This window comes from Nocardioides lianchengensis (assembly GCF_900101465.1).
GTDB classification, from domain to species: domain Bacteria; phylum Actinomycetota; class Actinomycetes; order Propionibacteriales; family Nocardioidaceae; genus Nocardioides; species Nocardioides lianchengensis.
Genome location: NZ_FMZM01000017.1, coordinates 1 through 18,903, shown reverse-complemented (window position 1 = coordinate 18,903; position 18,903 = coordinate 1). Strand labels below are relative to the sequence as shown.

Sequence of the window (18,903 nt, the reverse complement as noted above, 5' to 3'; positions counted from 1 at the left end):
AGGGGAGGGTGTCGACGGGACGGGGACCCGGGTCCGCGGGGGCATCTCCGGCGCACTGCTGTCCTCCATGCGACCGATTCCCCTCACGTGTCGGACCACCGTCCTGGTGGTACCAGTGTGCCTGTCCCGCCCCGCCGTCAATTGTCGACACGGCGACACGGCGGCGGCTTCCGCGCGAGCCTAGGACCGGGGTCCGACGACCCACAACCCGGGGCCGTCAGGCAGGGGTCGAGTGCACCGGTCGGGAGGCCCGCCTGTGCACTCGGCCCCGGTGCTGGTGCACAGGCAGAGACCCGCCTGTGCACCAATCTGTGGAGAACTAGGCGCGCACCAGGTCCGCGTAGTCGGGGTGCTTGTCGATCCAGCCCTTGATGAACGGGCAGCGCGGGACGACCTTGCGCGTGCCTTCACGTCGTACGTCGTCGAGCGCGAACCGGGCCAGCGCGGAGCCGACGCCCTTGCCCTCGAATGCATCGGCGACCTCGGTGTGGGTGAAGATGATCGACTCGGTGCCCTGCAGGACGTAGACGGCGACGCCGGCGAGCTCGCCGTCCACCAGCGCCTCGTAGCGGGACTCGTCGCTGTTGTTGCTGACCTCCACGTCACTCATGGCTCGAGCCTAGCCACCCAGCCGGTGGAAGGCCGTGGTGGCCAGCACCAGCTCGCCGGCCGCGTCGGTGGCGTCCAGGTCGGCGATCGCGTCGATCACCCAGTCGTGGTGGTCCTCGGGGTCGTGGATCGTCTGCCGCAGCCGCCACAGCCGTACGGCGAGCGGCCCGTCCGTGTCGTCCGCGCCGGCCGGGGTGCCGGTGGCCGGCTCGATCTCGAGCAGGGCCGGGCCGCGGGCGTCGCCGTCGGTGCGGACGGTGTCGTGCTCGGCGTAGTAGTCCTCGATCGCCGCGTCCCAGGCCGACCGGGTCATCACGACCTCCCGCGCCGGCTCGGTGCGGTCGGCCGCGGCCCGCTCGAGTGCCATGAGCCCGGTCAGGTCGTCGCGGGCCACCAGCTCGACGCGGCGCCACATCGCGTTGCGGACCATCACCTTGAAGGCCCGGTCCTGCTTCGAGAGCGGCCGGGGCGGGGGCGGCGGCTCGTGGTGCGCGAGCTCGCCGCTGCGACGCGCCAGCGCTGCCGCCGGGTCGCTCAGGGCCTCCCACTCGTCGAGCAGCGAGGAGTCGGTCTGGCGGATGGTCTCGCCCAGCCACTCCCCCAGCTCCTCCAGCTCGGGCGTGCGGTGCGACTCCGGGACGGTCTGGCGCAGCGTGCGGTAGGCGTCGGTGAGGTAGCGCAGCACCAGCCCCTCGGACCGCGCCAGCTGGTAGCGCGAGACGAAGTCGGTGAACGACATCCCCTGCTCGTACATCTCCCGCACGATCGACTTCGGCGACAGCGCGTCCTCGGGCAGCCACGGGTGCCGCCCACGGTAGATCTCGTACGTCGCCCCCAGCAGCTCGGCCAGCGGCTGCGGCCAGGTGATCTCCTCCAGCAGCCGCATCCGCTCCTCGTACTCGATCCCGTCGGCCTTCATCTCGTTGACCGCCTCGCCCCGGGCCGCGTGCTGCTGGGCGAACAGGATCTGCCGGGGCGCCTCGAGCACCGACTCGATCACCGAGACGATGTCGAGCGTGTGCTCGTCCGCCTCCACGTCGAGTACGTCGAGCGCCGCGAGCGCGAAGTGCGCCAGCGGCTGGTTGAGCGCGAAGTCCACGGGCAGGTCCTCGGTCACCACGTAGCGCCGACCGAACTCGTCGGGCTCCTCGAGCCGGGTCAGCACCCCCGAGTGGACCAGCGACCGGGCCAGGCGCAGCGCCCGTCGCGACAGCCGGAGCTGGTTGCGCCGGTCCTCGTGGTTGTCGGTCAGCAGCCGGCGCAGGACGGGGAAGGCGTCCTCCTCGCGCACCAGCACGTTGAGCAGCATCGAGTTGTCGACCCGCATCCGTGAGACCAGCGGCTCGGGAGTGCCGGCGACCAGCTTGTCGAAGGTCTGCTCGGTCCACACCACCGCGCCCTCGGGGGCCTTCTTGAGCTGGGCCTTGCTCTTGCGCTTGGCCTGCTTCTCGACGCTCATCGCGGCGTTCTTGGCGTCGGCCTTGGCCTTGGCCTTCTCGTTCTCGATGACGTGCTCGGGCGCCTGCACCACGACGTAGCCGGCGGTGTCGAAGCCCGCCCGTCCGGCCCGCCCGGCGATCTGCAGGAACTCCCGCGACCGCAGCACCCGTTGCCGGTTGCCGTCGAACTTGGCCAGCCCGGTGAACAGCACCGTGCGGATCGGGACATTGATCCCGACGCCGAGGGTGTCGGTGCCGCAGATGACGGAGAGCAGTCCCTGCTGGGCCAGCTGCTCCACCAGCCGCCGGTAGCGCGGCAGCATCCCCGCGTGGTGGACGCCGATGCCCTTGCGCAGCAGCTTGGAGAGCGTCTTGCCGAACCCGGCGCCGAAGCGGACCTCGTCGAGGATCCGTGAGAACTCGGTGGTTGAGGTGTGAGCGGAGCGAGCCTCGAGACCGGGCTTCGGAATCCACTTCACCGTCGCCAGCCCGGTCGCGTGCTCGACAGCCGCGGCCTGGGTGAAGTGCACGACGTAGACCGGAGCCTGACCGGTCGTGACCAGCTCCTCGAGCCGCTCGGGCATCGGCTCCAGCGACCAGCCGAACGACAGCGGCACCGGCCGCTCGGCCTGGTCCACCACGGTGGTGTCGCGGCCGTTGCGCCGGGTGAGGTCCTCGGCCAGCTCGGTGACGTCGCCCAGGGTCGCCGACATCAGCAGGAACTGGGCCTGCGGCAGCTCCAGCAGCGGGACCTGCCAGGCCCAGCCGCGGTCCGGCTCGCCGTAGAAGTGGAACTCGTCCATGACCACCAGGCCGACGTCCGCGCTGTCGCCCTCGCGCAGCGCGATGTTGGCCAGGATCTCGGCGGTGCAGCAGATGATCGGGGCGTCCGGGTTCACCGCCGCGTCCCCGGTGAGCATGCCGACGTCGGCGGCGCCGAAGATCTCGCACAGTGCGAAGAACTTCTCGCTCACCAGCGCCTTGATCGGTGCGGTGTAGAACGACACCCGGTCGTCGGCCAGCGCGGCCCGGTGCGCCGCCTCGGCCACCAGCGACTTGCCCGAGCCGGTCGGCGTCGCGAGGACCACGTTGTCGCCGGCCAGCAGGGCGAGGATCGCCTCCTCCTGGTGCGGGTAGAGCTCCAACCCGCGCTCGGCGACCGCGGAGGTGATCTGGTCCAGCAGGTCGTCGGCGCTCACGGCCCCATCCTCCCCGACAGGGCTACCGGGCCCGCGGATGGGCCGTGGCGAAGACCTCGCGCAGGTTGTCGACGGTGACCAGCGTGTAGATCTGGGTCGTGGTGACCGAGGCGTGGCCGAGCAGCTCCTGCACGACGCGGACGTCGGCGCCGCCGTCGAGCAGGTGGGTGGCGAACGAGTGCCGCAGGGTGTGCGGGGAGACGTCGCGGGTCACGCCGGCCCGGTCGGCGGCACGCTGCAGGACCGCCCACGCGGACTGCCGCGAGAGCCGGCCACCGCGTGCGTTGAGGAACAGCGCCGGGGTGCCCTTTCCGGTGGCGACCAGCTCGGGACGCCCGCGCACCAGGTAGGCGTCGACCGCCTCCCGCGCGTAGGACCCGACCGGCACGATCCGCTCCTTGCTGCCCTTGCCGCGCAGCAGCACCGTGCCGACCTCCTGCGTGGCATCGACGTCGAGGTCGTCGACGTCGAGCCCGACCGCCTCCGAGATCCGCGCGCCGGTGCCGTAGAGGACCTCCAGCAGCGCGCGGTCCCGCAGCGCGAGCGTCGTACCCGGGGAGCCCGCGGCCTCCAGGATGGCCTCGACGTCCGAGAGCGGCAGCGCCTTGGGCAGCCGCTTCGCCGGCGTCGGCGGCTTCACCGCACCCGCCGGGTCGAGCTCGGCCAGGCCGTCGGCCACGGCGAACTTGTGGAAGCCGCGCACCGCCACCACGGTCCGGGCCGCGGACGTCGAGCTCAGCGGCGGGTGGTCGGCGTCGCCCTCGCGCAGCCGCACCAGGAAGGCCGAGACCGTCGCCTCCGCGATCGCCGAGAGGTCCTCGACCCCGACCTCGGCGAGGTACTCCTGGTAGCGCCGCAGATCGCGCCGGTACGACGTCAGCGTGTTGGCCGCCAGCCCACGCTCGACGGTGAGGTGGTCGAGGTAGGTGCGGACGGCGCGCGCGACGCCGTCCGACCGGACCGCCACCGCCTCAGCCAAGGGCTCGACCCAGGGCACTGTGCAGCACGGTGTCGAGGTCGGTGGCCTCCAGGCCGACCGCGTCGGCGACCGGCTCGTTGGTGAGCAGCCCGTCGTAGGTGTTCAGGCCGAGCGCGAGCGCGTCGTTGTCGGCGCAGGCCGCGGCCCAGCCCTTGTCGGCCAGCGCGACGGCGTACGGCAGCGTGGCGTTGGTCAGGGCGTACGTCGACGTGTTCGGCACCGCGCCCGGCATGTTGGCCACGCAGTAGAACGTCGAGTTGTGGACCGTGTACGTCGGGTCCGCGTGGGTGGTGGGGTGCGTGTCCTCGAAGCACCCGCCCTGGTCGACCGCGATGTCGACCAGCACCGAGCCCGGCTTCATCGCGCTGACGAGCTCGTTGGAGACCAGCTTCGGCGCGGCCGCACCCGGGATCAGCACCGCGCCGATGACCATGTCGGCCTCGGTGACGTGCTGCTCGATGGCCAGCTTCGACGACGCGAGGCCGTGCACCTGGTTGTTGTAGCGCCAGAACGACATCCGCAGCTTGTCGAGGTCGGTGTCGAGCAGGGTCACGTCGGCGCCCATGCCGAGCGCGATGTTGGCGGCGTTCTGACCGCTGACGCCGGCGCCGATGATGACGACCTTGGCGTTCGCGACGCCACCCACCCCGCCCATCAGCACGCCCCGGCCGCCCTGGGCCTTGAGCATCGAGTAGGCCCCGACCTGGGGGGCGAGGCAGCCCGCGACCTCCGACATCGGGTAGAGCAGCGGCAGCCCGCCGCTCGGCAGCTGGACCGTCTCGTAGGCGATGCCGGTGACCTTGCGGGCCAGCAGCTCCTCGGTCAGCGGCTTGTCGGCGGCGAGGTGGAGGTAGGTGAAGAGGGTCAGGCCCTCGCGCATCCGGTGGTACTCCTCGGCCACCGGCTCCTTGACCTTCAGCACCAGGTCGATGCTGCCGTCGGTGCCCCAGGCGGCGTCGGCGTCCGGCACGATGGTGGCGCCCTCGGCGACGTACTCCTCGTCGGTGATCGACGAGCCCACCCCGGCCCCGGTCTCGATGAAGACCTGGTGGCCGTGCGCGACCAGCTCGTGCACCCCGATCGGCGTGATCGCCACGCGGTACTCGTGGTTCTTGACTTCCTTCGGGATGCCGATCTTCACCGTGCGTCTCCTCTGCTCGTCGACCGATCCGAGGGCACGAGACCCCGTGCCTGCGCCATCAGTATTGCCGTGACCAGCGGCGCATCGGTGACACGACCCGCCAGCACGGCCTCCAGCAGCTCGTCGAAGGGCACCCAGGCGGTGTCCATGTCGGCCTCCTCGTGCCGCAGCACGAAGTCGCCGCGGTCGACCGCCCGCAGCCCGCGCGCGAGGTAGAGGTGCTGGACCTCCGCGATGATCCCCGGCGAGGACCACACCGAGGTCAGGTGGGTCCACTCCTCGGCCTCGAGCAGTGCCTCCTCGCGCAGCTCGCGACGGGCGACGTCGAGCGGCGACTCGCCGTCGTCGCCGTCGCAGAGCCCGGCAGGCAGCTCGACGAACCGTCGCCCGGCCGGGTGCCGGTACTGCCAGAGGCAGAAGACCCGCTCCTGCTCGTCGACCGCGAGGATGATCGCCGCGCCCGGGTGCTCCAGCACCAGTCGCGTGAACGGCTCCTCCTCCGGCGTACGGCGGACCGTGTCGGACCGCAGCGCCATCACCCAGTCGTCGCGGTGCAGGTCCTGGGTGGCCACGACCGGCCAGGTCACGGGTACGTCGCGGAGCTCGGGGCGGTCGTCGGGCATGCTCCGGACGCTACCGTGGCGAGCGTGAGCGACCGCAGCCTGACCCGTGCCGAGGCCGAGGGGCGTGCCGCCCTCCTGACCGTGGACCGCTACGACCTCGAGGTCGACCTGCGCGGCCTGCTCGAGGGTGAGCGCTGGTCCTCGGTGGCCACCATCTCGTTCCAGTGCCACGAACCGGGGGCGTCGACGTTCGTGGACGCGGCCGGCGTCGTGCGCCGGGCGACGCTGAACGGCGTCGCGCTGGACCCGGCCGAGGTCGCCGAGGGCCGGCTGCCGCTGCGCGACCTGGCGGCCGACAACGTGCTGGTCGTCGCGATGGACACCGACGAGACGGCCGACGGCCAGGGCATCCTGCGCACCGTCGACACCGACGGCCTGGTCTACGTCTGGTCGTCCTTCGAGCCCGACGAGGCGCGCCGGGCGTGGGCCTGCTTCGACCAGCCCGACCTCAAGGCGCCGCACGCCTTCACGGTGCACGCCCCGACGGCGTGGACGGTCACCAGCTGCACCGCCCCCGACTCCGTGGTCGACGCCGAGGACGGCGGCCGGACCTGGCGGTTCGCCGACACCCCGCCGCTCTCGACGTACGTCGTCGTCGTGAACGCCGGCCCCTTCCACGAGATCCGCGCGCAGCGCGACGGCTACGACCTCGGTCTCTACAGCCGTCAGTCCATCCGCGCCGTCCTCGAGCGCGACGCCGAGGACCTGTTCCGGGTCACCGCGCAGGGGCTCGCGTTCTTCGGGGAGCGGTTCGGCTCCCCGTTCCCCCAGGCCCGCTACGACCAGGTCTTCGTGCCCAACCTCGGCGGTGCGATGGAGAACTGGGGCTGCGTGACGTACGGCGACGGCATCCTGCCGCGCTCCGAGCCGACCCCGGACGACCGCAGCTGGGTGGCCGTCTTCGTGCTGCACGAGATGGCCCACATGTGGTTCGGCGACCTGGTGACCATGCGGTGGTGGGACGACCTCTGGCTCAACGAGGCCTTCGCGTCGTTCGCGTCGACCTGGGCGATGGCGAACGCCACCGAGTTCACCGACGCCTGGGCCACCTTCCTGATCGCCGAGAAGCTCGTCGCGTACGACGAGGACATGTCGCCGGCGACCCACCCGATCCGCAGCGAGGTGCCCGACGTCGCGCACGCGACGGCCAACTTCGACGGGATCACCTACTACAAGGGCCAGGCGGTGCTCCGCCAGCTCGTCGAGTACGTCGGCGAGCCGGCCTTCGTGGCGGGTCTGCAGGCCTACTTCGCCCGGCACGCCTACGCCAACACCGTCCTGGCCGACCTGGTCGGCGCGGTCGCGGAGGCCTCCGGACGCGACCTGGACGCCTGGACGGTCGACTGGCTGGACCGCACCGGCGCCGACACCCTGAGCCTCGGCGGCGGCGAGCTGGTCGGCACCGCCCCCGACGGCGGCCTCCCCCGCCCCCACCGCCTCGACGTCGGCTGCTTCTCCTGGTCCGGCGACCGGCTGGAGCGGCTCGCCCGCGTCCCGGTCGAGCTCAGCGGCGACCGGGTCGCGGTCACGCTCCCCCAGGCCGACCTGCACCTGCTCAACGACGGCGACCTGACGTACGCCGCCGTCCGCACCGACCCGGCGTCCACCCGCACCCTGCTCGCCTCGGCCGGCGCCCTGCCCGACGCGTTGTCCCGGGCGGTCGCCGTCGGGACCGCCTGGGACCTGCTCGTCCGGGGCGAGGCGGCCGCCACCGACGTCGCCGGCTGCCTGCTCGACGTCCTCGAGAAGGAGGACTCCCCGGCGGTGGTCGAGCCGTTCCTGGACCGCGCCTTCGCGCTGGTCGAGCGGTGGTTGCCGAGCGCCGCCCAGCCCGAGGTGCGGGCCCGGCTCGCCGACGTGGCCGCTCGCGTCGCCGAGCGTCCCGGCCTGCGCGGCTCCGCCCTGCGCACCGTCGCCGGGGCCGCCGCGGGCGACGCCCACCGCGCGCTCCTCGACGCCGCGGCGTCCGACGACACCGACCTGGCCTGGCGGCTGCTCGCCCGCCGCGCCGAGCTCGGCGAGCCGGTCGACGACGCGGTCGCCGCCCTGCTCGATCGCGACCCGGACCCGGAGGCCCGGTTCCGGGCGCTCGCCGTACGGGCCTCCGCGCCGGCGGAGGCCGGCAAGGCCGAGGCCTGGACCGCCCTGCTCGTGGACCGCGAGGTCCCGGCCGGCGGAGCGGTCCGCGAGGTCTCCAGCCGGTTCTGGCGGCCCGGCCAGCAGGAGCTGCTGCTGCCCTGGGCGCACCGCTGGTTCGACCAGGTCGCGGCCATGCCGCCGGGTGGGCTGCTGTCGACGATGTCGCTGGTCCGGATGACCTACCCGCCGATCGGCGACGACGCCGTCCTCGCGCGGGCCCGGGAGGCCGCCGCGGCCGACGGCGTCCCCGCGCCCGTGCGCTCGATGCTGGTGATGGGCGCCGACCGGCTCGCCCGGATGCTGCGAGCGCGGTCGGCCTAGCCCCTCGGGACCCGCTCAGTCCTCGTCGACGGGCTCGCGGCGCAGGCCGCTCTCGTCGATCGGGAACCGCAGCTCGCGCTGCCGCTCGATCGCGGCGCCGACCAGGCCCGCGAAGAGCGGGTGCGGGCGGGTCGGCCGCGAGCGCAGCTCGGGGTGCGCCTGCGTCGACACGTAGTAGGGGTGCACCTCGCGCGGCAGCTCGACGAACTCGACCAGATTGTTGTCGGGCGAGACGCCCGAGAACACCAGGCCGGCCTCGGTCAGCTGGTCGCGGTAGGAGTTGTTGACCTCGTAGCGGTGCCGGTGGCGCTCCTCGATCGAGCCCGCGCCGTACGCCTCACGGACCACGGAGCCCTCGGCCAGCTCGGCCGGGTAGAGACCCAGCCGCATGGTGCCGCCCAGGTCGCCGGCACCCTCGACGTACGCCTTCTGCTCGGCCATCGTCGCGATCACCGGCTCCGGGGTGTCCGGGTCGAACTCCGTCGAGCCGGCCTTGGTCAGGCCGAGCACGCTGCGGGAGTACTCGATGACCATGCACTGCAGGCCCAGGCACAGCCCGAGGGTCGGGATCTTGTGGGTCCGGGCGTAGGTGAGCGCGCCGAGCTTGCCCTCGAGGCCACGGATGCCGAAGCCACCCGGGACACAGACCGCGTCCACGTCGCTGAGGTGCTTGGCCGCGCCCTGCGGCGTCCGGCACTCGTCGGAGGGGATCCAGCGCAGGTGCACCTTCGCCTCGTGCGCGAAGCCGCCGGCCCGCAGCGCCTCGGCGACGGACAGGTAGGCGTCCGGCAGGTCGACGTACTTGCCGACCAGCGCGATCGTGACGTCCTCCTTGGGGTGGTGCACCTTGCGCAGCAGGTCGTCCCAGACCTCCCAGTCCACGTCGTGGAAGGGCAGGTCGAGGCGGCGTACGACGTAGGCGTCCAGGCCCTCGCGGTGCAGCACCTTCGGGATGTCGTAGATCGACGGCGCGTCCGCAGCGGTGACGACCGCTTCGGTGTCGACGTCGCACATCAGCGCGATCTTGGCCTTGATGCTGTCCGGGAGCTCGCGGTCGGCGCGGCAGACGATGGCGTCGGGCTGGATGCCGACCTGGCGCAGCGCGGCGACGGAGTGCTGCGTGGGCTTGGTCTTCAGCTCGCCGGACGGCCCGATGTAGGGCACCAGGGAGACGTGGATGAAGAAGCAGTTGTCGCGGCCGACGTCGTGGCGGACCTGGCGGGCGGCCTCGAGGAAGGGCAGCGACTCGATGTCGCCGACCGTGCCGCCGACCTCGGTGATCACGACGTGGACCTGGTCCTCGCCGGTCCCGGCCATCGCCCGGATCCGGTCCTTGATCTCGTTGGTGATGTGCGGGATCACCTGCACGGTGTCACCGAGGTAGTCGCCGCGGCGCTCCTTGGCGATCACGCTGGAGTAGACCTGACCGGTCGTGACGTTGGCGATCTGGTTGAGGTCGGTGTCGAGGAACCGCTCGTAGTGGCCGATGTCGAGGTCGGTCTCGGCCCCGTCGTTGGTCACGAAGACCTCGCCGTGCTGGAACGGGTTCATCGTCCCGGGATCGACGTTCAGGTAGGGGTCCAGCTTCTGCATGGTCACCCGCAGTCCGCGCGAGCGGAGCAGTCGACCCAGGCTGGACGCCGTGAGCCCCTTCCCGAGAGAGGAGGCAACGCCTCCGGTGACGAAGATGTGCTTGGTGGGGGCGCCTGGCTTCACGGAACTCCATCCTATCCGAGTGGGACGGCACCTTCTGCACCCGACGCCCCGAAAGCGCCTCCGGTGCCGCCCAGCTGCCGCAGCAGGGCGAGGACGGCGCTCACCTGGCCGAGCGGCGTGTCGGCCGCGTCGACGGTCGCCAGCTCCTCGCCGGCCGGGTCGGAACGCAGCAGGGCGAGCGCGCCGCCCGGGCGTCCCGAGGCCGTGTCACCGGCCACCACGACCCCGGTGGAGGTCTGGGCGAGACCGGACATCAGCCCGGCCAGCACGGCCGCGTCGGGCTCGTCGCCGACCGCGACCAGCACCAGCGGTGCCTTGGCGGCGTCGTCGTCGACGGTGGTGAGCAGCCCCCCCGCGGCCAGGCTCTCACGCACCGCGGTGGTGTCGGCGTCCGCGGGCGCGCCCGCGGCCGCCGTCGTGGCCGCAGCGACCCCCAGCAGCTGACCCATCCGGACGTACGTCGGCGCCTCCAGGTCGACCGACCCGTCGGGCAGCTGCGTCATCAGCTGGCTGCCCAGCGAGTCGACCAGGCTCCGCTCGCCCGGGTCGAGCAAGGACTCGCGGACGTCGTACCGCCCGGAGACGGTGCCACCGGCCGCCTCCACCTGCGCGGTCAGGGCCTGGACGTCGTCCTCGTCGACGCCGGGCAGCGTCACCAGCGCGGCGGGGTGGCCACGCAGCTTCCCGCCGTACAGGGTCGCGGCCGACTCGGTCGCGAAGTCGTCGCCGAGGGCGGCGGCGCGCCGCGCCTCGGCGAGCTCACGCTCCGCCGCCGAGGTGCTGGAGCCCTCCTCGGCGCGGCCCAGCTCGCTGAGCGGGCCGCCGCCGAGCACGACGCCGACCGCCAGGGCGAGGAAGACGGCGACGAGGGAGGCGATGTGGTGCCGGTAGGTGATCACAGGGAGAGGTCCTAGACGAGGGGCAGAAGGTCGGCCAGCTGGTCGAGCCAGTCCTGGCCGACGGGGGTGACGGACACGGAGGCGGCGAGGGCGACGAAGCCGGCCAGCATCACGAGGAGCAGGTGGTGCGGGCGGACCCGCCCGGAGTAGAGCCGGGGTACGGCGGCCGCGTCGACCAGGCGGGACCCGAGCCGCAGCCGGGTCAGGTAGGTGCTGGCCAGCCCGCCGCGCTGCCGGTCCAGGAACTCCTCGAGGCTGGCGTGCAGCCCGACCCCGATCACGACCTTCGCGTCGCCCGCGTCGGCGATCAGCAGGGCAGCGTCCTCGGCGGTGGCCGAGGTCTCGAAGACCAGCGGTCGCACGCCCATCCGCTCCAGGCCCTCGGCGCCGGAGGGCCGGCCCGGGCCGGTGCGGACGACGACGTCCCGGGCCGCCTTCAGGACCGCGGCACTGGGCCGGTCGGCGTCGTCGTCGGCGTCGAGGACCACGACGTCGGGTCGGTAGCCGCGCTCGCGCAGCCGGTCGGCCACCCGGCCTACCGCCACCAGCACCGGCTCCTGCTCCTTCAGGTACGGCTTGATCGACCGCAGCTCGGCCTCGTGCTCAGGTCCGGCGACCACGACCACCGCGGACCGGTCGGCGAACCGCGTCGCGGTCACCGGGAGACCCTTGCCGTGGAGGAGCAGGTCCTGCTCGCGCCGGAGGAACTCGGTGCTGGTGCGGGTGAGCGACTCCAGCTGGGTGACGAGGCCGGTCCGGGCCGCCTCCATCTCGGCCTCGACCGTCGCGAGGTCGACCACGCGACCGGCGGCCCGCTCCGCCTCGCCGACGTGCACGCGGCCCTCGTGGACCCGGACCTGCCGGCCGTCCGCGATCGCTGCGAAGCCGTCGGCCCCGATCCCGTCGACCAGGTCGATCCCGGCCCGTGCGAGCACCTCGGGACCGAGGTTCGGGAACCGTCCCGAGATCATCGGCTGGGCGTTGACGACGAGGACGGCCCCGCTGTCGGCCAGCGCCCGCGCGCTCTCGCGGTCCAGGTCGGTGTGATCGATCACCGCGATGTCGCCGGGTCGGAGCCGGGGGGCGAGCAGGTCGGCACGACGGCCGACCCGGACGGTCCCGACGACCCCGGGCAGGTCGGTCTCGGTGCGCTGTCGGGAGCTGAGTCTCATGGCCGGTCCAGTGTCACAAACCGTTCCGGCCCGTCCGGGAACCCCGCGCGGCCGGGCGCGTCGACGTGGGGCAGGTCACCCCAGGGCGCGCGCCGGCCCGGCCACCTCGAGCAGCTCACGGGCGTGGGCCAGGCCCGAGTCGGAATCGGCCATGCCGGCCATCATCCGCGACAGCTCGCTGATCCGCTGGGTGTCGTCGAGCACGGTGAGGCCGGAACTGGTGACGGTGCCGTCGCTGGACTTCTCGACCACCACGTGGCGGTCGGCGTACGCCGCGACCTGGGGCAGGTGGGTGACCACCAGCACCTGGGCGGTCCGCGCCAGCTGGGCCAGTCGCCGGCCCACCTCGACCGCGGCCGCACCGCCGACGCCGGCGTCGACCTCGTCGAAGACGAACGTCGGCACCGGGCTGGTGCCCGCCAGGGCCACCTCGAGCGCGAGCATCACCCGCGACAGCTCGCCACCGGACGCGCCCTTGTGGAGCGGACGCGGCTCGGCGCCGGTGTTGGCAGCCAGCAGCAGCTCGACCTCGTCCACGCCGGAGCCGCCGTAGCGCAGCCAGCGCTTCCCGACCTTCAGAGGTGCACCGCGGGTGACGCCGTCGGGCTGAGGCAGCTCGGTCTGCCGGACCTCGATGCGCAGCCGGGCGTGCGGCATCGCGAGCAGCGTGAGCTCGCCCGTGACCACTTCGGCGAGCCGTCCGGCCGCCTCGGTCCGCGCCGCCGAGAGCGCCTCGGCCGCCCGGGCCAGCTCACCGCGCAGCGTCTCCTGCTGGGCCCGGAGCTCGACGATCCGGTCGTCGGTGCCGTCGAGGTCGAGGAGCCGCTGGGCGGACTGGGCCGCCCACGCAAGCACCTCGTCGATGGTGTCGCCGTACTTGCGGGTCAGGGCGGTGAGCGCCGCCCGGCGCTCCGAGACCGTCGCGAGCCGCGCCGGGTCGGTGTCCACCCGTGCGGCGTACGACGCGACGTCGGCCGCCACGTCGGACAGCAGGTAGGTCACCTCGGCCAGCCGGTCGGCCAGCTCGCCGGCCTCGCTGTCGTGCTCGCGGACCCCCGCGAGCGCCGCGCGTGCCGCCGACGTGGTCGCGAGCGCATCGGGTGAGCCCTGCTCGCTGGACAGCGCCTCCCGGGCCTGCTCGGCCGCCGTACGCAGGGTGTCGGCGAAGCCCAGGCGGGTCTCCTCGGCAGCCAGGCTCGTGTCCTCGCCCGGCTCGGGTTCCACGGCCTCGATCTCGCTCAGCCCGAAGCGCAGCAGGTCGGCCTCACGCGCGCGGTCCCGCGCGGTCGCCACGACCTCCTCGAGCTCGCGCTCCGTCGCGTCCAGCCGGCCGTGCAGGTCGGTGTAGTCGGCGACCAGGGCGGCCAGCGGCTCGCCGCCGAACCGGTCCAGCGCCTCGCGCTGGGCCCGGGCCTGGAGCAGCCGGTGCTGGTCGGACTGGCCGTGCACCGCCACGAGTGGCTCGGCGACGCCCGCCAGGGTCGAGATCGGGACGGCCGCACCGCCCACGAACGCCCGCGACCGGCCCTCGGCCGACACGTTGCGCGCCAGCACGACCCGCTCGTCCTCGACCTCGCCGCCGACAGCCTCCACGGCGGTCGCGAACGCGGACAGGCCCGCGACGTGCACCACGCCCTCAACCCGCGCGGTCCGCGCACCCGTGCGCACGGCCCCCGCATCGGCCCGCCCCCCGAGCAGCAGCCCGAGCGCGGTCACCACCATGGTCTTGCCCGCGCCCGTCTCACCCGTGATGACGGTCAGCCCGGGGCCGAGCTCCAGCGTCGAGGCGTCGATGACGCCGAGCGAGCCGATCCGGATCTCCTCAAGCATCGTGGTCCTCCCTCAGCTCGGGACGGCGCCGGCGCTCGGCCGATCCCCGCCAGCCCTCGACCGGCAGACCGAACTTCGCCACCAGCCGGTCCGTGAACGGCGCCTCCTGGAGCCGGACCAGACGAACCGGCACCTCACCCCGTCGGACCTCGATCCGGGCACCCGGCGGCAGGTCGAACGCTCGCCGACCGTCGCACCACAGCACCCCGGCGCCGTCGGCACGTGCGAGCAGCTCGACCGCGAGCACCGAGGTCGGCGCCACGACGAGCGGTCGGGCGAAGAGCGCGTGTGCGCTGATCGGCACCATCAGCAGGGCCTCGACCTCGGGCCACACCACCGGGCCGCCCGCACTGAAGTTGTAGGCCGTCGAGCCGGTCGGCGTGGCGCACACGACCCCGTCGCACCCCCACCGCGACAGCGGCCGTCCGTCGACCTCGACGACAACCTCGAGCATCCGCTCGCGCGCCGCCTTCTCCACGCTGGCCTCGTTGACGGCGAAGGTCCGGAACACCTGCTCGCCGTCGTGGAACACCCGGACGTCGAGCGTCATCCGGTCCTCGGCGCCGTAGCGGCGCTGGACGATGGCGTCGATCGTCGACTCGACGTGGTCGTACTCCGCCTCGGCCAGGAAGCCCACGTGCCCCAGGTTGACCCCGAGCACGGGCGTGCCGGCGGCGTGGGTGATCTCCGCGGCCCGCAGGATGGTCCCGTCGCCACCGATCACCAGCGCCAGCTCGCAACCCTCGCTGGCCCCGACCTCGGCCGCGGTCAGCTCGATCGTCGGGTCGTACGCCGCCGGGTCGAGGCCCAGGTCACGCGCCTCGGACTCGATCAGCCGGACCACGATCCCGTGCCCCGTCAGCGCCTTGCAGAAGGCCAGCGCGACGTCGCGCGCCTCGTCGCGACCCGTGTGGGTCAGCATGAGGACACGTCTCGGGCCGGTCATGGGTCCACCTTCTCACCCGCCACCCCCAGGGAGGCGGCAGCCCGCACCGTGCTGTGGATGTCGTCGGCGGTCACCGTGGCAGGCCCCTGGCGCAGCCACAGGAAGAACTCCACGTTGCCGGACGGCCCCGGCAGCGGGCTGACGGTCACGGCCCGGGCACCCCAGCCCCGCCGGGCGGCCGCGTCCGCCACCCCGGTCACGGCCTCGGCCCGCAGCTCCGGGTCGCGGACCACGCCTCCCTTGCCGACCCGCTCCTTGCCGACCTCGAACTGCGGCTTGACCATGAGGGCCAGGTCGCCGTCGTCCGCCGTCACGCCCAGCAACGCGTCGAGCACGATCTCCAGCGAGATGAAGGAAAGATCGCCGACGACCAGGTCGACCGGGCCGCCGATCAGCTCCCGGGTCAGCTCGCGCACGTTCGTCCGGTCGTGGACGACGACCCGCTCGTCCTGCCGGATCGGCCAGGCCAGCTGGCCGTAGCCCACGTCGACCGCCACCACCTGCGCGGCCCCGTGCCGCAGCAGGACGTCGGTGAAGCCGCCGGTCGACGCCCCCGCGTCCAGGCAGCGCCGGCCCTCCACCGCGAGGCCGAGGGCCCCGAAGGCGCCCAGCGCCCCGGCGAGCTTGTGGCCGCCCCGCGACACGTAGTCCGGCCGGTCCGGGTCGTCGGCCACCACGATCGCGACATCGGTCGTCACGCCGGTGGCCGGCTTGCCGGCCACGGCGCCCTGGACCTTGACCCGCTTCGCGGCGATCAGCTCACTGGCGTGCTCGCGCGACCGGGCCAGTCCACGGCGGACCAGCTCGGCGTCGAGTCGCAGGCGACGCGGTGGCACGGCCCGATCAGGCCGGCTCGTCGGCGGGTACGTCGGGCTCGGCGTCGAGCGCCCGACGAAGCGCCTCGTGGGCGGTCTCGAAGACGCCCACGTGCTCCTCGATCGGCCGCTCCTCGAGCTGCTCGACGGCCTCGATCACCGCGTCCACCCGCGGCACTCCCGTGCGCACCTGCGCCGGGGTCCCGGGTCCGAAGTCGCCGTCCTCGATCATGGGGCCGAGGCTACCCGTCGGCGCTCCCGGAGGAGGCTGGGGGCGGAGTGAGCTGGGCGGCGTCGGCAGGCTCCCCGGCCTCGTCGAGATGGTTCCACCCGGCCACGGCGACCACCCGCCACCAGTCGGCGGGGGCGCCCTCGCCGGACACGGCGAGCGCACCATCGCGCACCTCGGCCGTCCAACCCCCGAGCGCCACCACGGCGCCGTCCACCTCCGGTGCCGTGCAGGGTTCGGTCAACCCGGCCAGGTCCGGTGCCAGGTACGTCGGCCGCTCCCCCGGCTTCGCCGCCACCAGCTCGGTCAGCCCGGTCACGCCGGTCAGCACGAGCAGGGAGTCGATCCCCGCGTTGCACGCGCCCTCGATGTCGGTGTCCAACCGGTCGCCCACCATCAGGGGCTGGCGTCCACCGACGCGTCGCACCGTCTCGTCGAGCAGGGGGCGCTCGGGCTTGCCCGCCGTCGTCGGCGTGATGCCGCTGAACCGCTCGATCGTCTCCACCAGCACCCCGTGCCCCGGTGCGACGCCGTAGGCCGTCGGAATCGTGTAGTCGCGGTTGCTGGCCACCCAGGCGAGCCCCTCCCGCACCCGCACGGCCACTCGCATGATGTCGCGCCACAGCACCTCGGGCCCGTAGCCGGTGACCACCGCGACCGCCTCGTCGTCCACGCCGACCGGGACCAGCCCCTGCTCGGCGAGCGCCGAGCGAAGCCCGTCGGACCCCAGGAGCACGACGCGCGCGCCCGCTCCGAACCGGTCGCCCAGCACCCGCGCCGCCGCCTGCGCGGAGGTCACGACGTCCTCGGTCCCCGCCTCGACCCCGAGGTCACGAAGATGCTCGGCGACCCGCTCCGGCGGCCGGGCCGCGTTGTTCGTGATGAACGCGATCCGCTGGCCGGCGTCCCGAGCGCGCTCGAGATGAGCAGGGGCACCCGGCACCGCATCGCCTCCGACGTACACCACGCCGTCGAGGTCGAGCATCGCCAGGTCGTAGCGTTCCGCGAGCGGGACGTCCGACGACCCGAGCATGCAGCCTCCTCCACGGTGGTGTTGTCGCTGCAGCCTACGATGCGACGATGGACACCAGTGCCGTGGTCACGCCGCCGTACGTGGCGGGACCTCTGCACCTGACTCCGTTCCGAGGACTGATGCTCGCCCCGTCCCGCATCGGCGACCCGTCCTCGGCCCGCGCGTTCGCGCGCCCCTACACCTCCGTGGCCAGCCGCCTCTCGCGCTGGCAGGCCCGCGGACAGATGCATCACGACCCCGAGCCAGCGCTCTACCTCCACGAGTACACCGCCGGCGGGATGACCATCCGCGGTCTCGTGGGTCTCCTCGACCTCTCCCACCGCGCGACCCGCATCGAGGACGCCGCGGTGCTCCCTCACGAGGGGATCCACCCCGCCCAGGCCGACGACCTCGCGGACCGGATGGCCGAGATGGCCCTGAACCCGGCCCCCATCCTGTTGGTCCACCGAGCCGCACCCGCGATACGAGAGATCCTCGACCGGCTCCGCGGCGGCCGCCCTGATCACTCGTTCACCGACCGCGCGGACCAGCACCACCGGGTCTGGGCCCTGCGCGATGCTGAGCAGCTCGCCGTGATCCAGGAGGCTGTCGCCGGCACCCGGACGCTGATCGCGGACGGTCACCACCGCTACGCCGCCTACCTCCGGCTCCAGCAGCGTCGCCCCGGCAGCGCCGCCGACCTGGGGTTGGCCATGCTCGTCGACCACGACGACACGCCGCTCTTTCTCGGCGCCATCCACCGGGTCCTCTCGGGAGTCCGGCTCGAGGACGTCGCCCGCGCCGCCGAGACGATCGGCGCTCACTTCGTGCCCGCGCGCCCGGAGGAGGCTGTCGCCGCCCTCGGACCGTCCACCCTCGTGATCACCGACGGCGAGGGCTGGGCCAACCTCCGGCTAGACGTCCCTCAGGACCGCGCGACCGTCGAGGTCCTCCACGACCTCGTCGTTCCCGCCCTGCCCCGTGGTCCGCGCAGCATCACGCATCACCACTCAGCCGAGGACGCCCTGGGGCTGGCCAGCCCGGACACCGCCGTAGCCGTCCTGCTCCCCGCACCTGACGTCGACCTCGTCCTGCGGATCGTCGCCAGCGGCCGACTGCTGCCGGAGAAGGCCACCTCCTTCCAGCCCAAGCCGAGCCTCGGAGTGCTCATCCGCTCGCTGCGCGACGGATGATGCGACCAGTCGACACCTCGATCTCGACCCGCGACGCGGTACCGCCGGCGCCCCGGAAGAACCGTCGCCTCACGGCCCCGCTGACCTCGACCACGTCGCCTGGCCGCCATCCGGCGACCGAGCGCTGCACGCGCGCCGACCACACGGCACAGTCGAGTACATCGACCGTCTGACGCGACGCCGCCCGATCCTCGGACCGTCCCACCACCAGCCGGAACGTCCACAGGACGTCGCCGCTCGGCAACTCGCGCCGTTCGGGGTCCTGCGAGACCCGACCGACCAGCCGCACGTCGTTGACCGGATCCACCGGCGCCCTCGTCGCAGCGGCCTGATCTTCATCCTTCGTCTGCGCGACCATCGCACACCACCTCCGGATGCACACGCTGCCGCGGAGCTCCGACAACCCGACCTCCACCAAAGCGCAGGTGTGGATAGACCGCGCCGGAGGATTACCTGTGGACGGCGAACGGCCCGCAGCCAAAGCCGACAACCACCGACAAATGCAATCAGGGCCACCCCCGAAGGGATGGCCCTGATTGGAATAGTTGTCCGGCGGCGTCCTACTCTCCCACAGCCTCTCGGCTGCAGTACCATCGGCGCTGAAAGGCTTAACTTCCGGGTTCGGGATGGGACCGGGTGTT

At 73.1% G+C, this 18,903-nt stretch carries 16 protein-coding genes and 1 rRNA gene; 2 read left to right on the top strand and 15 right to left on the bottom strand.

Annotated elements, in window-relative coordinates; all coding sequences use genetic code 11:
* Positions 1-319 precede the first annotated feature (319 nt).
* From BLT76_RS23655 to BLT76_RS23635, 5 genes are read right to left on the bottom strand one after another with little or no spacing between them, the layout of a single operon-like run.
* Positions 320-610 carry a GNAT family N-acetyltransferase gene (locus tag BLT76_RS23655; RefSeq protein WP_090860780.1) on the bottom strand — a complete coding sequence of 97 codons (291 nt, stop codon included), beginning with the start codon at positions 608-610 and terminating at the stop codon, positions 320-322.
* A 9-nt stretch (positions 611-619) separates the two neighbouring features.
* Positions 620-3,247 (bottom strand): DEAD/DEAH box helicase, encoded by a 2,628-nt coding sequence (locus BLT76_RS23650; RefSeq protein ID WP_090860779.1) that lies wholly within the window; start codon positions 3,245-3,247, stop codon positions 620-622.
* A 22-nt stretch (positions 3,248-3,269) separates the two neighbouring features.
* Positions 3,270-4,214: a site-specific tyrosine recombinase XerD gene (gene xerD, locus BLT76_RS23645; protein ID WP_179714427.1), complete on the bottom strand. Its 945-nt coding sequence runs from the start codon at positions 4,212-4,214 to the stop codon at positions 3,270-3,272.
* 4 nt (positions 4,215-4,218) lie between these two features.
* Positions 4,219-5,367: an alanine dehydrogenase gene (ald, locus tag BLT76_RS23640; RefSeq protein WP_090860778.1), complete on the bottom strand. Its 1,149-nt coding sequence runs from the start codon at positions 5,365-5,367 to the stop codon at positions 4,219-4,221.
* Positions 5,364-5,990, bottom strand: a complete 627-nt coding sequence (locus tag BLT76_RS23635; RefSeq protein WP_090860777.1) for an NUDIX domain-containing protein — start codon at positions 5,988-5,990, stop codon at positions 5,364-5,366. Before BLT76_RS23635 ends, ald begins: the two co-directional genes overlap by 4 nt.
* A 24-nt stretch (positions 5,991-6,014) precedes the next feature.
* Between BLT76_RS23635 and pepN the strand changes: the two genes are divergently transcribed.
* A complete protein-coding gene (gene pepN / locus BLT76_RS23630) occupies positions 6,015-8,450 on the top strand; it encodes an aminopeptidase N (protein WP_090860865.1) in 2,436 nt (811 codons plus the stop codon).
* A gap of 15 nt (positions 8,451-8,465) precedes the next feature.
* On the opposite strand, the gene BLT76_RS23625 is transcribed toward pepN, so the two are convergent.
* The 8 genes from BLT76_RS23625 to BLT76_RS23590 form a co-directional block, all read right to left on the bottom strand.
* Positions 8,466-10,166 (bottom strand): CTP synthase, encoded by a 1,701-nt coding sequence (locus tag BLT76_RS23625; RefSeq protein ID WP_090860776.1) that lies wholly within the window; start codon positions 10,164-10,166, stop codon positions 8,466-8,468.
* Positions 10,167-10,177: 11 nt separating this feature from the next.
* Positions 10,178-11,065, bottom strand: coding sequence for a copper transporter (locus tag BLT76_RS23620; protein ID WP_170867230.1), 888 nt, complete (start codon positions 11,063-11,065; stop codon positions 10,178-10,180).
* Positions 11,066-11,076: 11 nt separating this feature from the next.
* Positions 11,077-12,237 carry a putative cytokinetic ring protein SteA gene (gene steA, locus BLT76_RS23615; protein WP_090860774.1) on the bottom strand — a complete coding sequence of 387 codons (1,161 nt, stop codon included), beginning with the start codon at positions 12,235-12,237 and terminating at the stop codon, positions 11,077-11,079.
* Between the two features lie 75 nt (positions 12,238-12,312).
* Positions 12,313-14,067 carry a DNA repair protein RecN gene (gene recN, locus BLT76_RS23610; protein ID WP_090860773.1) on the bottom strand — a complete coding sequence of 585 codons (1,755 nt, stop codon included), beginning with the start codon at positions 14,065-14,067 and terminating at the stop codon, positions 12,313-12,315.
* Positions 14,060-15,013 carry an NAD kinase gene (locus tag BLT76_RS23605; RefSeq protein WP_090860772.1) on the bottom strand — a complete coding sequence of 318 codons (954 nt, stop codon included), beginning with the start codon at positions 15,011-15,013 and terminating at the stop codon, positions 14,060-14,062. The genes recN and BLT76_RS23605 overlap by 8 nt, the downstream gene beginning before the upstream one ends.
* On the bottom strand, positions 15,010-15,849 hold the full coding sequence (locus BLT76_RS23600; RefSeq protein WP_090860771.1) for a TlyA family RNA methyltransferase: 840 nt from the start codon (positions 15,847-15,849) through the stop codon (positions 15,010-15,012). The genes BLT76_RS23605 and BLT76_RS23600 overlap by 4 nt, the downstream gene beginning before the upstream one ends.
* Before the next feature lie 7 nt (positions 15,850-15,856).
* On the bottom strand, positions 15,857-16,060 hold the full coding sequence (locus BLT76_RS23595; RefSeq protein WP_090860770.1) for a hypothetical protein: 204 nt from the start codon (positions 16,058-16,060) through the stop codon (positions 15,857-15,859).
* A gap of 10 nt (positions 16,061-16,070) precedes the next feature.
* Positions 16,071-17,090, bottom strand: coding sequence for an HAD-IIA family hydrolase (locus BLT76_RS23590; protein ID WP_090860769.1), 1,020 nt, complete (start codon positions 17,088-17,090; stop codon positions 16,071-16,073).
* Between the two features lie 47 nt (positions 17,091-17,137).
* Between BLT76_RS23590 and BLT76_RS23585 the strand changes: the two genes are divergently transcribed.
* A complete protein-coding gene (locus BLT76_RS23585) occupies positions 17,138-18,262 on the top strand; it encodes a DUF1015 family protein (protein WP_090860768.1) in 1,125 nt (374 codons plus the stop codon).
* Here the strand turns inward: BLT76_RS23585 and BLT76_RS23580 are convergent.
* Both BLT76_RS23580 and rrf read right to left on the bottom strand, forming a co-directional pair.
* Positions 18,237-18,620 carry a single-stranded DNA-binding protein gene (locus BLT76_RS23580; protein ID WP_090860864.1) on the bottom strand — a complete coding sequence of 128 codons (384 nt, stop codon included), beginning with the start codon at positions 18,618-18,620 and terminating at the stop codon, positions 18,237-18,239. The genes BLT76_RS23585 and BLT76_RS23580 overlap by 26 nt on opposite strands.
* Positions 18,621-18,809: 189 nt before the next feature.
* Positions 18,810-18,903, bottom strand: a 5S ribosomal RNA gene (rrf, locus tag BLT76_RS23575); the annotation flags it as partial.